Source organism: Saccharopolyspora oryzae, from assembly GCF_027853915.1.
Classification (GTDB): domain Bacteria; phylum Actinomycetota; class Actinomycetes; order Mycobacteriales; family Pseudonocardiaceae; genus Saccharopolyspora; species Saccharopolyspora oryzae.
Window position 1 is genome coordinate 61,605 of the sequence record NZ_JAQGLA010000002.1, and the last position, 13,933, is coordinate 75,537.

The 13,933-nt window shown below is 69.0% G+C and carries 11 protein-coding genes and 1 tRNA gene; all 12 read right to left on the reverse strand.

From position 1 onward, the window contains the following. Positions 1–110: 110 nt before the first annotated feature. Positions 111–1,325, reverse strand: a complete 1,215-nt coding sequence (locus OU415_RS01590; protein ID WP_270946674.1) for a PAS domain S-box protein — start codon at positions 1,323–1,325, stop codon at positions 111–113. 1,280 nt (positions 1,326–2,605) lie between these two features. After that, positions 2,606–2,679, reverse strand: a tRNA-Pro gene (locus tag OU415_RS01595). A gap of 53 nt (positions 2,680–2,732) precedes the next feature. Then, a complete protein-coding gene (gene mftE / locus OU415_RS01600; RefSeq protein WP_270946675.1) occupies positions 2,733–3,419 on the reverse strand; it encodes a mycofactocin biosynthesis peptidyl-dipeptidase MftE in 687 nt (228 codons plus the stop codon). Further along, positions 3,416–4,759, reverse strand: coding sequence for a mycofactocin biosynthesis glycosyltransferase MftF (mftF, locus tag OU415_RS01605; protein WP_270946676.1), 1,344 nt, complete (start codon positions 4,757–4,759; stop codon positions 3,416–3,418). Before mftF ends, mftE begins: the two co-directional genes overlap by 4 nt. After that, positions 4,756–5,538 carry a mycofactocin-coupled SDR family oxidoreductase gene (locus OU415_RS01610; RefSeq protein WP_270946677.1) on the reverse strand — a complete coding sequence of 261 codons (783 nt, stop codon included), beginning with the start codon at positions 5,536–5,538 and terminating at the stop codon, positions 4,756–4,758. The genes mftF and OU415_RS01610 overlap by 4 nt, the downstream gene beginning before the upstream one ends. Then, positions 5,535–6,389 carry a mycofactocin-associated electron transfer flavoprotein beta subunit gene (locus tag OU415_RS01615; protein WP_270946678.1) on the reverse strand — a complete coding sequence of 285 codons (855 nt, stop codon included), beginning with the start codon at positions 6,387–6,389 and terminating at the stop codon, positions 5,535–5,537. The genes OU415_RS01610 and OU415_RS01615 overlap by 4 nt, the downstream gene beginning before the upstream one ends. Before the next feature lies 1 nt (position 6,390). Beyond that, positions 6,391–6,675, reverse strand: coding sequence for a ferredoxin family protein (locus OU415_RS01620; RefSeq protein ID WP_270946679.1), 285 nt, complete (start codon positions 6,673–6,675; stop codon positions 6,391–6,393). 9 nt (positions 6,676–6,684) lie between these two features. Continuing rightward, positions 6,685–7,980 carry an FAD-dependent oxidoreductase gene (locus tag OU415_RS01625; RefSeq protein WP_270946680.1) on the reverse strand — a complete coding sequence of 432 codons (1,296 nt, stop codon included), beginning with the start codon at positions 7,978–7,980 and terminating at the stop codon, positions 6,685–6,687. Further along, positions 7,970–8,911: a mycofactocin-associated electron transfer flavoprotein alpha subunit gene (locus tag OU415_RS01630; RefSeq protein ID WP_270946681.1), complete on the reverse strand. Its 942-nt coding sequence runs from the start codon at positions 8,909–8,911 to the stop codon at positions 7,970–7,972. Before OU415_RS01630 ends, OU415_RS01625 begins: the two co-directional genes overlap by 11 nt. After that, on the reverse strand, positions 8,908–10,857 hold the full coding sequence (locus OU415_RS01635; protein ID WP_270946682.1) for a mycofactocin system FadH/OYE family oxidoreductase 2: 1,950 nt from the start codon (positions 10,855–10,857) through the stop codon (positions 8,908–8,910). The genes OU415_RS01630 and OU415_RS01635 overlap by 4 nt, the downstream gene beginning before the upstream one ends. Further along, entirely contained in the window at positions 10,854–12,749 is a 1,896-nt protein-coding gene (locus OU415_RS01640; RefSeq protein WP_270946683.1) for a mycofactocin system FadH/OYE family oxidoreductase 1, read from the reverse strand. Before OU415_RS01640 ends, OU415_RS01635 begins: the two co-directional genes overlap by 4 nt. After that, positions 12,746–13,933: a mycofactocin radical SAM maturase gene (gene mftC, locus OU415_RS01645; RefSeq protein WP_270946684.1), complete on the reverse strand. Its 1,188-nt coding sequence runs from the start codon at positions 13,931–13,933 to the stop codon at positions 12,746–12,748. The genes OU415_RS01640 and mftC overlap by 4 nt, the downstream gene beginning before the upstream one ends.

The window sequence follows — 13,933 nt, forward strand, 5'->3', positions numbered from 1 at the left end:
ACGAGACACGCTACTAGCGGGGATTGCTGGTCGGGACCAACTAGGACGTCGTCGCACCGGCGAGTCCGGTGTCGTTCCTGCCGTGCCCCGGGGCGCAGCTCGTCTGCCGCCTACGGACGGCTGGCGATCTTGTACGTGTACATGTCGATGTCGGCGCTGTGCAGCAAATCCGACGCGGCGGCAGCAGTCTGGGTGGTGGCGAGTCCGACGCTGGCACTGAGCTTGGTTTCGTGACCGGCCAGCACGATGGTGGTGTCTAGGCGTTGGGCGACGTTGTTGCGGAATGCTTTGGCGTCGTGGAGGTTGGGCATTCGTGTGAGCACGACGAATTCGTCGCCGCCGAGGCGCGCCACCGTGTCACCGGGTCGGACGGCGTTCAGTAGCTCGTCCGCGGCGGTGATCAGGAGTTGGTCGCCAACGGCGTGGCCGTAGCTGTCGTTGATCGGTTTGAGGTTGTCGAGGTCGGCCAGGAGGACGGTCAGGACGCCACCGTGCTGCGGAAGCGCCGCGAGCTCTTGGTCGAGTCGGTCCATGAGCAGGACGCGGTTGGCCAGGCCGGTCAACGGGTCGTGCAGGGCCAGGTGTGCTAAGTGGAGGTCCCGTGTCTCCCGGTCGCCGATGGCTTCGTACTGTCCGACCAGATAGGCCGGCTGGTCATCGGGTCCTGCGACGACGGTGGTTCGGATGAGGATCCAGATCGGATGTCCGTCCTTGTGTCGGTAGCGCTTCTCAATGCTGGCGGTGTCCCGTCGGCCTGCGACCTGATCAGCGAGAAGAGACATCCCGGACTCATCGTCGGGGTAGGTCAGGTCGGTGAAGCGCATGGTCAGCATCTCTTCACGGGCGTACCCAACCATCTCGCACAACCTGTCGTTGACCTCCAACCAGCGTCCGGTGAGATCGAGCAGGGCCATGCCGATCGGCGCATTCGCGAAAGTCTGGCGCCAGCGCAGCTCAGCCGCGCGTCTCTCGGTGATGTCCTGGAATTGCACCAGAACGAACCGCGGGTTGCCTTCCGAGTCCTTGATGAGCGCGTAGCTGACGAGCACCCAGACGACCTCGCCGTCGGATCGCACGGCGCGTACCTCCGCGCTTAACTTGTCCAGGCCATTCGTGATCATGTCCTGGACGAACGTACGATCCACCGCGGGGTCATCGGCATGGACGAACTCCCGGGCTGGGCGGCCCAGCAGGTCAGCAAGGTCGTAACCAACGAGATCGCATACGGCCGGGTTGGAGTAAACGATGCGTCCCTCCAAGTCGAGCACCGATACCGGGGCAGCGGCTTGGTGCAAAATCATCTGCCATGCCATCCCGTTGGGCACGGCTGGACCTAGCGCTGACACCAAAGAAACGTTAGCCGTCCGGGCAGCACACCCCTAGCGTGTCACTCGACCTAGTGAAACCGACTGTGAACAGTTGTGACGTCTGGCATCACCCGTCACCACATCACACAGATAAGATCCTCGAGGCGGCTCGTCGATAATCTTCTGACGAGGTACAGCATCGCAGCCGATCTATGCCCGGCCACCACCCCAAGGGGTGGTGGCCGGGCACGGCACCGCCGTGATTCCCGATGAGGCGGCCGAATTCCTCGACAGCGTCGACGAGCAGGACACGCTCTGGGCCGACTATCCGGCTGCGGTACTCAACCGGCCGCGCAATGGGAAGCCCGGGGCGTCGCCTCGGTTTGCGCCGCTGCAAGCCCCGCCCGGGCTCCGCGGCCTGACAGCGGCGCGGCAACGGCCGGGAGCATGCCTGCGACTCAACTCCTGATCAACACACGGACCCGAAAGCCAGAAGCATCAACGCCGCTCGAAACTCACCCTGTCGAAGGACGGGCGAGAAAATCCTGGCCGACGACGACCTACCGGAGCCGTTTTCGCGGACTTCAGAGGTGCCCGCAGCCAAACCGACTAACCACCGAAACCACACGATGTCTGCCTTCCATCCCGGTCGCGACAGGACGAACCCTGCGTCGCTACCACCCTCGCAGCTCAAACCGGAGGCCCCTCACCGCGCCCCGTGAGTCCGTGGCGGATTGATGGAAAACTCAGTTAAGATCGGGCGCATGCAGACACGCTTTGCGCGAATCTGCTACGCGTGGGGGTTCAAGTCCCCTCTTCGGACACCCGAATCCCGGCGGAATTCCCTTAGCACATAGAACACTTAAGAAAATCGCACCATCACGAAGTTCCTGTTTCGTCAGCAGATCGCTTCACGTGTCACAGCTGCTTCCGAATCAGCAACCAAGAGCAAACGTCGCCCCCTGCCGGTCACCACCCAGCACCACGGGAGCCGCCAGCGAGCTACGCGGTCAATCAGGCTCGCACTTTCAAGGTCATCAGGACCGCGGGGCGCAACACCACCCAGATGATCAACAGTGACCCACGCCACAGCTCAGTTCACCCAGACGGGCGCATATCCGATCACGCTCAACCCCGACCCCATTCCGACTGGTCAAAGGCCATCCTCCCAAAATCCTCCCAAAAATCGCCGAAATTCGAGACAGGCCCCTCCGGGACGATCATCGAAGATCCACAATCGTACGCAAAGAAGCCCGTTGACCTGCACTTTCGTGCTGATCAACGGGCTTCTCAGACCGTCGGGACGGCGGGATTCGAACCCACGACCCCTTGACCCCCAGTCAAGTGCGCTACCAAGCTGCGCTACGTCCCGGCCCACCTCTTGGGTGTGCAGATAGCCTACCGCACCGCTGAACGGGCGATCATCTACCCCCCTCGTTTGGTGTTTTCGCTGGTCCAGGCGTCGACTGCCGTCGTCAGGGAGTGGGTCCAGGTGGTCAGGATTCGCTCGCCCTCGGCTGCCGTCGCTCCTCTGGGGTCACCGAGGACGCCGTTGGGCGTCACCGCGGCCAGGCCCTTCGCGCGGAGGGTGGGGAGGAGCTCCGGGAGCGGCGTGGTGGTTCCTGGTTCCGCGCGGTCGAGGTGGACTGCCTCTGGGCGCAGGGCCAGCATCACCGATGTTTCCGTGCGGCCTGCGTGGGTGTCGGTGGGTCGTCCGGGTGGGGACCAGGCGAGGGCTCGGCGGTTCTCCTCGGTGAGGGTTCGGAGCGCTCGGCGGAGGGGGTCGGCGTTGCCTCCGTGGGCCGAGATCAGGACCACTCCTGCGTAGGCATCGGCTGAGCGGACCAGTTCGACGAGGAGGAGTTCCACGGCTCGTTGGCCGATCGACAGGGTTCCCGGGAAGCCCGCGTGCTCGCCGCTCGAGCCGTAGGCCACCGGCGGGGCCACCAGGACCGGACGTTGCTGCGCCAACCGTTCGCACAGGGCGACCGCGATTTCGGTGTCCACGGTGAAGGGCAGGTGGGGGCCGTGCTGCTCGGTGGCTCCCACCGGCACCGCCAGAAGGGCCGACTCGTCGATCTCCGGCCAGGTCAGGTCCGCCAGGTTCGTCATGACCGCTCCCCCGCTGTCGGGACGCTGCTGCGGCCGCCGACGTCTGACAGGACCGGTAGCAGCGGCGTCGCGGTGCGTGCTTTAAGCGCGCCGCGGAGCACTCCGCAGCCATAGGCCGCGTCGTCGGCGATGCGTGCGAGGGTCCAGCGGGCCGGGTCCAGGGGTGGGCGTTCGCGGGCCCAGTCCAGCAGGTGCCGCAGCGCCACTGCGGTCAGCACTCGCCGACCGCTGCGGGTCGTGGCCAGCAGCGGGATGGCGATCGGGGCCCAAGGTCTGCCGATGGCGTCGGCCAAGCAGCGACCCGCGCCGAGGGTTCCGAGTGCGGTCAGTCGCAGTGACTCCGTCGTCGGGACTCCGGTCTTGCCGAGCTTTCGGGCGAGCAGTGCCGCCGAGCCTCCGATGACGGCGAGAGCTGGACCGATGCGGCGGGTGCTGATCAGCGCCCACGCAGCAGCGCTCCACAGCGACGTCCGGGCCGGGGCGACCGCAGTGCCGTGGCGGACTGCCAGGGGGCCGGCCGAGGTTCCGTAGCCGTAGCGCTGGCGGATCAGGGCCATCCAGGTCCGGCGTGGTCGGTGGTGCACCGTCGCCGCGGGTTCGTAGCGGACCTGGTGGTGTTGGGCCAGGCGCCAGATCAGGTCGACGTCTTCGCCGAAGCGGAGGCTCTCGTCGAACCCGCCGACTTCGCGGAGGACGTCGGTCCGGACCACCAGGGCCGCCGTGGGCACGTAGCTGATCCGGCTGCCCGGCTGGACCAGCCCTGGTTGTTCGCCGAGGTCGAGCGGGGATCTCGCGCACTCGTAGCGGGCGAGCGCGGTGTCGCCTGACACGCTGCGAACGCGGGGCGCCACCGCCGCGACTTCCGGATCTTCGAAGTGGCGGAGCAGCGGTTCGAGCCAACCTGGTTCGACGCTGACGTCCGCATCGAGGAACGCCACGAGCGGCGTGTCGACCAGCCGCAAGCCCGCGTTGCGGGCCGCTGCCGGGCCCCGCGGGGTCTCGTGCCGGATCGCCGCGCCGGGAACCGGGGGCTGGGATCCGTCGTCCACGACGATCGCCGAGTCCGGCGCTCGGTGGTGGTCGTCGCGCACCGGCAGCACCAGCGTCACGTCTTCCGGCCGGAACCGCGCCTGGTCGTAGCGGGGGTGCATCATGCCTGCTCGGACCAGGCGTTGCGCGAGCGTTGCTCCCGCTGTCACCGGTTCACCTGCGACCCAGCCATCGACCAGGCTCGCTCCGGCTGCGCTCAGCCGGAGGATGCGGAACGGTGATCCGCCGGCGAGGGTCCGGCCGTCGGCGAAGCGGCGGAGTCCGGGGTCGGGCGCCAGCCGGAGGGTCATGCGGTGAAACCTCCGTCGGCGTGCACCACGGTGCCGGTGATGGCCGAGGACTTCTCGTCGCACAGCCAGCACACCGCCGCCGCCACCTCCTCGGGCTCCAGGAGTCGTTCGACGAGTTGGTGCTGGCTGAACTCCTCGACGTCGGGCAGGTCGTAGTAGGCCGCGGTGGCGGTGAGCATGTCGGTGCGGGTCGATCCGGGCGACACCGCGGTGGCGGTGATCCCGGTGCCGCGCAGGTCGGTGGCCAGGCCGCGGATCAGGCCGACCACCGCGTGCTTGGCCGCGTTGTACCCGGCGAGGTGGTAGAGGCCTTGGTGCGCAGCGGAGGAAGCCAGGGCGACGAAGCGTCCCGAGCGGGGTTCGGGTCGTTGCAGCATCGTCGGCACGGTGGCGCGGGCCAGGTTCGCGACGCCTCGGACACCTACGTCGAACAGCGCGTTCCACTGCTCGTCGGTGGTTTCCCACAGCGGTTGGCCGCCTGCCATGACGGCTGCCGCCGCGACTGCTGCGTCGATCCCGCCGAATTCGGCCTCCGCCACCCCGGCGGCTCGTCGAACGGCGGTCTCGTCGCGAACGTCTGCGACGACGTCGCGCACCGACTCCGGCCACTGCTCGGCCAGTTCTCGCAGCTGTGCCCGGGTGCCGAGCGGGTAGGACGCGCCCGGGATGTCCTCGCAGACGTCGACTGCGACCACGCGCCAACCGCCTGCGGCGAGCTGGCGGACGACCGCTGCGCCGATGCCGCGTGCCGCGCCGGTGACGATCGCGACCCTGCTCATGACTGCTCCGCTGCTTCTCGCTGGACAGTTGAGTAGCCGTGGCGTTGCAGGTACTCCAGCAGAGCGTCGGCGGCTTCTGATGCCGAGAGCGGGCCGACGATCGTCGGTGGGGTGCGCTCGACCAACGCGCCGGTCAGCTCCAAGATCCGGTCGTGCGCGGCCGGTGCAGCCGGGGGCGGGAGTTCTCGCGGACGTGGGCGGCGCGGGCGGGTGGAAACCGCTGGGCCCGGCTGAGTTTCGAAGGGCACCGAGGGGATTGCGGTGTTCTGAGCGGCCAGCACCGCTGGCAGGCTCGCGCGGCGCAGGCGAGTGCCGCCTTCAACGGAGACGACCGCTGGAGCCGGCAGGCGGAGGACTTCGCGACTACCTCCGTCCAAACGCCGGTGGGCCAGGACCTTGCTCCCCTCCGTTTCGAGCCTGACCGCGCCAAGAGCCTGCGCGGCGCCTAGGCGAGCGGCCAGGAACGCCGGCGTGGTGCCGGTTGCACCGTCGGACGACCTGTCGCCGCACAGCACCAGGTCAGGGGTTGTGCTCAGCGCGGTTGCGATCGCTCTAGCGGTCTCGGCGCCATTGGATGCCAACAAGCGAGGATCCGGTGAGCCGTCGCACTCCACTCGGATCGCTTCGTGCGCTCCAGCGGCCAGCGCGGTGCGCAGCACTTCATCCGCCTCTGGCGGCCCAACCGTCACAGCCAGGACATGGCCGTCCAGTTCCTCAGCGAGCCTTAGAGCATGTTCGAGCGCCGCGAGCTCCGCAGCGTTGGAGCCCCGATGCTCGGCGGTGACAGCTCCTGTCAGCGGGTCCACTTGGGTGCGCTGCCAGGACCAGCTCAGCGCTGCGACGATCTGCATGTCAGCCCTTCCGGAACACGACGCCGTGCCCGCCGTCGGGGTAGGTCCAAGTGATGGCGCCGGCCGAGTTGCAGAGCTGGTAGCAGGTGCCGCATTCGAAGCACTGCTCGTAGTTGAACAGGATTCCGCCGTCATCGGTGGGCACGAACAGCTTCGCCGGGCACGCCGGTACGCACGCCTTGGTCGTGCAGGAGCGGCAGACCTCGGTGTCGACCGCGATGTGCGGGCGGTCCCCGACGTCGAACTCGACGGTGGCCATCCGGTCCGCGAAGGACATCTCGTGCATGTTCGCTCCTCAGCCGAAGGTCCGGAAGCCCGCCCAGGCATCCGCGGCGAGTTCGCGGAGGCGGATGCCGTGCCTGGCGGCGGTTCGTCGGAAAAGCTTGCGCAACCCCGGTTTCGGTTCCGGGTTGCGGACCGTGAAGACCTCTTGGGCCAGGTCGCAGAGCAGCTTCGGGTACTGCCGCTGGACCCGCTCGGAGAGCACCAGGTGCGGGGCGCGCTGCAGGTTCTCGTGGTCGGTCAGGACGAAGTTGTCGCGCAGCCGCCGGCGGTAGCCGGACAGGTCCCGGCTGCCGGTGGCGATCGCTTCGGCTGCCGCGCGGCCTGCCGCCAGTCCGGATCCGATGGCGAAGTTGACGCCCTCCAGCCAGATCCCGGCCGCCAAGCACATCGCGGCGGCATCGCCTGCGACGAGCATTCCGTCGGTGCTCAGCGGTGGCATGCTGCGGTAGCCGCCTTCGGGGATCATGTGCGCCGAGTACTCCTTGAGCTCGGCGCCGCGCAGGTACGGCGCGATCGCCGGGTGGGATTTGAAGTCGGCGAGCACGTCTTCGGGGCGGCGCCCCGCCTCGGCCAGGCCGGTCAGCGACAGCACCACGCCGATGCTGATCGTGTCCCGGTTGGTGTAGAGGAATCCGCCGCCCGGGATGCCTCCGGTGCAGCCGAGGACCTCGAAGTCCGCACCGTCGTCGCCCCGCAGCCCGAACCGCTCGTCGATGGCGCGGCGCGGCAACGCGAGGGTTTCCTTGACGCCGAGCGTGTGGTGCTGGGCATCGGCCGTGGGGAGCAGACCGGCTTGCTTGGCCAGGAAGGAGTTGACGCCGTCGCAGGCGATGACCACGTCGGCGCGGATGTCGCCGTCCGGGCGATCGGTGCGCACCCCGACCACGCGCCCGCCCTCGCGCAGCAGCTCGGTGGCCACGGTGGAAGTCACCAGCTGCGCTCCGGCCGCGACCGCTTTGCCGGCCAGCCAGGAGTCGAAGTCGGCGCGGTAGGTCGTCATGCCGTTGTGCGGGGCTCTCCCCCAGTCCTGCGTGCGGAAGTCGACGGTCAGGGCCTGGGTGTCGGTCAGCACCATTGTGCTGCGGCGGGTGACCCAGCGCTGCACCGGCACTTCTTCCCACCAGTTCGGCAGGACCTCGTCGAGCACTCGGCCGTAGACGACCCCGCCGTAGACGTTCTTGGCGCCGGGGAAGGGCCCGCGTTCCAGCAGGATGACGCTCCGCCCGGCACGGGCCAGTTCCAGCGCGGCGGCCGAACCGGCTGGCCCGGCGCCGACCACCACCGCATCCACCCGCTCAACGCTCATCGGCGGCTCCGTTCAGTCGGCGGGCGAGTTCGTCCAGGACGGCTGGTGCATCGGCGATGATGCCGAGGTCGGCCATCGCCGTCATCGGACAGGACGGATCGGTGTTCACGCTGATCACGTGCTCGGGGCGGCCGAGCCCACCGACGTGCTGGGAGGCACCGGAGATGCCGAACGCGACGTAGAGGTCCGGGTCGACGACCACCCCGGTGGTGCCGATCTGGCGGTCGTGCCCGGCCCATCCTGCGTCGGTGATGACCCTGGTCGCGCCGGCGGAAGCCCCGAGCGCGGCGGCGACCTCGGTGAGCGTGCGCATCGCGGTGGTGCCGTCCTCGCCTGGTCGCACGAGTCCGGCGCCTGCGCCGAGGATCCGGTCGGCTTCGGTGAGTTCCACCGTTTCCGGGTCAGGTGCCAGGACTTGGACCGTCTCGGCGTCGAGGACGTCGTCGGGGAGTTCCAAGGGCAGCTCGACCGGTTCCGAGCTCGGCACCGGTTCGGGCACTCCCCGCGCTCCGGGCTGGAGCGTCACCACGACCGGGCTTTTGAGCTGCACCTCCACCGCCAGCTGATCATCCACTCTGGACAGTTCAACGTGCGTCGACGTGCAGCTGGTGGCACCGGCGAACAACCGCCGGTCCATCTGGAAAGCCAGTCTCGCTGCGAGATCACGTCCGTCGGGGGACGCGGGGAGCAACACGACCGGAACGCTGTCCAGAACCGGAGCGAGGGCTGCAGCCAACGCGCCGGGCGCAACTCTCGGCACCTCGCTGGTCCAGACAGTCCGGGCAGCGGTCAGCTCGCCAGCCGCGGCCCGCGTTCCCGTCCCGACCAGCAGGACCGCTCCCCCGCACTCGGCGATGGCTTCGTCAGCTCCGCTGGGTAGCGCCGCGTCGCGGACGACCACGACGGCCAGCACCTCGGGCAGCTCGGTCACAAGCCCACCGCCAATCGATGTCCTTCGACCACAGCGGCGTGCGCACGTCGCGGGGCGATGCAGTCGCCCGCGCGGTGAACCGCGAACGCCGAGCCCTTCAACTCATGCCACAGATCGTCCTCGGGCGCCTGGTGAGCAGCGCAAACCACCCAGTCGAAGCGCGCCTCGGCCATGTCCCCCGTGGTGTGCTTGAGGATCTGCAGCACCACACCACCGGAGTCACCGGCCGCGGACATCACGACCTCGTCGGTGCGCTGCTCGATGCCCTTGGCGTGCGCGCGGATGTTGAAGGTCTCCATGTCCAGGGTCACGCCGAGGTCCTGGCAGACCACCATGCCCGGCGTCGTGATCTGCACCCGGCAACCGCGATCGGCCAGCAGCTCGGCGACCGAAGCGGCCTGGTGGAAGCCGAGCTCATCGACCACCAGCACATCACCTTCAGGCGCGACGCGTCCCTCCAGCACGTCGCGGACGTCGACCACCCGCTCCGCATCCCCGGCCCAGTGGACCGGCTGCGGCCGGGCGCCGGTGGCCAGCACGACGACGTCGGGGTGCTCACCGCGCAGCATCTCGGCCGTGGCTGCCACGTTGGTCTTGACGTCCACGCCGAAGCGCTCGCACTCCGCGCGGAGGTTGCGCACCACGTCGAGGAATTCCGCACGACTGGGCACCGAAGCCGCGACCGCGACCTGGCCCCCGGTGGACGGTTCGCGCTCGAACAGGGTCACGTGGTGGCCGCGCTCGGCTGCGGTCGCCGCGGCCTGCAGACCGGCCGGTCCACCACCGACGACGAGCACCCGCTTGCGCAGGCGAGGCATCGGCAGCGGGGTGGACTCGCGACCGGTGCGCGGGTTCTCGATGCAGCCCAGCCAGCGGTTCAGCCCCATCCTGCCGACGCATTCCTGGTTGCAGGACAAGCAGGTCCGGATGTCGTTGCGATGCCCGGAACGGGCCTTGGCCGCGAAGTCCGGGTCCGCGATCTGGCCGCGCACCACGCCGACCAGATCGCAGTGCCCCTCTTCCAGAGCGCGTTCGGCCTGCAGCGGATCCTTGATCCGCCCGACACCGACGACCGGCAGGTTCACCGCACGTCGGATCGCGTTCGAGATGAACAGCGCGTACCCGGGCGGAACGGTCATGGAGGCCTCGATCATGTAGAGCGTGGAGGTGGCCACGCCGATCGAGGTGTTGATGTAGTCGACCTTGCCGGTGGCCTCGACCAGCTTCGCGACCTCGACGGCCTCCTCGATGGTGGTGCCGCCCTCGATCAGCTCGTCACCGCACAACCGGACCCCGAGAGCCCGATCCGGTCCGATCGCCTCCCGGACGACGTCGATGATCTCCAGCAGGATCCGGGCGCGGTTGACCAGCGGACCGCCGTAGGCATCGGTGCGCGTGTTCGTCGCCGGGGACAGGAATCCGCGCACGATCGAGGAGTGCGAGCACTGCAGCTCGACACCGTCGAACCCGCCTTCCGCGCAGTGGCCGGCCACGGTGCCGTAACCCGCGACGACCTCGGCGATCTCACCGGTGTCGATGGCCTTGGGCACCTCGCGGAACATCGGGTCGGGCACCGCGGACGGCGCCCACACCGGCAGCCTCGAGTACATCGAGGACGCCTGTCCTCCGTTGTGGTTGAGCTGCGCGAGGATCGGGACGTCGTGGGCGTGGACTGCCTCGGTGATCCGCCGGTAACCGGACACCACCTCAGGCCGGAACCCGTGGATCAGCTTCTCGTAGGGCCAGTCGGTCGGGTGGGTGGAGTGCTCCTCGGTGATGATCAGCCCAGCACCGCCCTCGGCACGCGCCGCGTAGTAAGCGGCGTGCTGGTCGGTCGGCACTCCGTCCCGGGCGTAGTTCGTCAGGTGCGCGGAGAACACGATCCGGTTCCGGACGGTCAGCGGCCCGATGCGCAGCGGCGAGAACAGGTAGCGGTGTTCGCTCATCGCGCTCCCTCGAGTGCGGTGATCCGGTGCGCGGCGCGTCGGCCTTCCAGGATCGCTTCGTGGATCGTGCGCGGCGCCACGCAGTCCCCGGCACGCAGCGCACCGGCGGGTTCCGGATTCGGCAGGCGATGTCCGCAGTGGACGACCACCGCGCACGGCACCTCATGGCGTTGGGCGGTGAAGACGTCCTCCAGCACAACGTGACCTGGATGGACCTCGCGCAGCAGGGAACGCTTCTCCAGGCGCACGCCAGCTCGTTGCAGCCGCCCGTTCGCATCGGCCAGGTCTCCGGTCAGGGCCAGCTGGGTGCCCACGACCTGGTCCTGGGTGACGATCGCGGTCTCCCGCCCCTGCTCGGCGAGCAGCTCAGCGACCCCGACGCCCACCGCGTCGCCGATCGGATCGACCACCACGACCGGCCCTTCCGGAAGTGCTTCGCGCGCCAGCAGGTCAGCGACGTCGAGGACCTCACCGCCGAAGTCCTGGTAGGCGCGCGGGCCTGGAATGGAGCCCGTCGCGACCATCACGTCCCGGCCGATGAGGTCAGCGTCGCCGATCTCGGTGCCGAGGGTGACGCGGACGCCGAGCCGACGCACCTCCGCCTCCAGCCAGTCCGCGAGCCGTCGCAGCCGTTCGCGGCCGCCCACCTTCGCTGCCAGCAGCAACGAGCCACCCAGGCGTTGCCCGCGCTCGACGATCTCCACTGCGTGCCCAGCCAGGGCGAGCACCCGCGCGGCCTCCATGCCGGCCGGACCACCACCGACGACGAGCACCTCGCGCGGAGCCGACGGGACACCGATCTGTTCGGTCCCCTCATGACCGCTGAACGGCTCGCCGATGCACGAAACGATCGGATTGCGGTTGTCCCGCACCCGGCACTTCTGGTTGCACAGCACGCACGGCCTGACTCGACCCGGCTGGCCGGAACGGACGAGCTCGACCAGCCGCGGCTCGGCGATCTGCGCCCGCGTCATCTCGACCAGGTCCGCAACACCGTCGTCCAGGGCCTGCTGCGCCTGCCCTGGGTCCACGACGCTGCCCTGCAGGACCACCTGAGGACCGCTCACGGCTTGGCGGATCTGGTGGCAGAGGTCGCTGTTGAACCCCGGCTCGGTGTGCAGGTCCGGGCGGGTCGCCGAGATCGCCATCGCGGATCCGCGCACCACCACGAGGTAGTCGATCAGGTCGGAGACCGCCTGGGCGATCTCCGTCGCCTGTTCCGGGGTGATGCCCGCCCACGGTGCGAGTTCGTCGCAGGACAGCCGCAGACCCACGACTCCCTCGCCAACAGCGTCCCGGACCGCGGTCAGCACCTCGTGCAGCAGCCGCTTGCGGTCCTCGCCGTAGCCGTCCGAGCGCTGGTTGGTGAGCCCGGAGAGGAACTGCCTGAGCAGGGAGAACTGCCCTGCTTCCAGCTCCACGCCGTGCAACCCGGCACGCACGGCCGAGGCCGCCGCGGCGCCGAAACCGGCGACCAGCTCGTCGATCTGCTCCTGCTCGATCTCCATCGGCAGCTCTCGGCTGACGACGTCCGGGATTCGGGAAGGTCCCCACAGCACTTGCTGGGAGAACGCCGATGATCCCTGCGCACCGGAGTGGCCGAGCCCGGCGAGGACGACCGTGCCATGCGGGCGGCACGCTTCGGCAACCGCCGCCCACCCGGGAGCGCACTCAGCGGCCAGCGGTGCCCGCTCGTAGGGCCAGTCCGAGGCGTGCACGCTGGCGCTTTCGGTGACGATCACACCGGCACCACCGGCAGCGCGCGCCTGGTAGTAGGCGACGTGCCGGTCCGAAATGGCCCGGCCACGCCCCAAATTCGTCTCGTGCGGCCCGAACAGAACCCGGGACGGGGCGTCCGCGGAGCCCAGCCGCAGGCCTTCGGTGAGTCTCATGTGCCGGCCGCCAGCGGACTGGAGTCGCAGGGCTTGGCCGGAACTGCGGGCAACCCCAGGCTCACCTTGCGCCGGGACGACCGGGAGTGGTCCTGCGACGGCTTCGGCAACCCACCTCTGTCCACAACGGACAGCGCGGTTTCACCGTGCCCCTTCACGCATTCCGGATCGGGACCGTCCAGCGGGAGGCCGGTGAAGAACTTCGCCGCCATGCACCCGCCCTGGCAGGCGTCGAACTCCGAGCAGGACTGGCACGCGCCGCCCGACTGCGGCTGGCGCAACTCGGTGAACAGCTCCGATTCACGCCACACCCGGGCGAAACCGCCCTCGTCCCGGACGTTGCCCGCCTTGAACACGTCGTGGATCGCGAACGGGCAGGCGTAGACATCGCCCACCGGGTCGATCAAGCACACCACCCGGCCCGCACCGCACAGGTTCAGCCCCGGCAGCGGAGTGGGCCCCAACGCGTTGAGGTGGAAGAACGAATCACCGGTGAGCACGCGATCGCCGTGCTCGATCAGCCACGAGTAGATCTCGTGCTGCTGCGCGTCGGTCGGGTGCAGCTCGTCCCACACGTCCGCGCCGCGCCCCGACGGCCGCAACCGGGTGATCCGCAGCTGCGCGCCGAACTCGTCGGCGATGGCCAGGAAGTCGTCCAGCTGCGCGACGTTCTGCCTGGTCATCACCACCGAGATCTTGAAGTCCCGCATCCCGGCGTCCGACAGGTTCCGCAACGCCCGCATCGCCATGTCGAACGAACCGGGTCCGCGGACCGCGTCGTTGACCTCCCGCGTGGCGCCGTCCAGCGAGATCTGCACGTCCACGTAGTCGGTGGCGGCGAGCCGCTCCGCCCGCTCGCGGTCGATCCGCAGGCCGTTGGTGGAGAACTTCACCCCCACCTGGTGCTCGACGGCGTAGTCCAGCAGCTCCCAGAAGTCCGGCCGCACCGTCGGTTCACCACCGCCGACGTTGACGTAGAACACCTGCATCCGCTGCAGCTCGTCGATCACCGACTTCATCTCCGCGGTGCTCAACTCCCGCGGATCGCGCCGGCCCGAGGACGAGAGGCAGTGCTCGCAGGCCAGGTTGCAGGCGTAGGTCCACTCCCAGGTCAGGCAGATCGGGGCGTCCAAACCACCTTTGAACTGCTCGACCAGGGAGGGCACCGGTTCCACCGCAGTCAC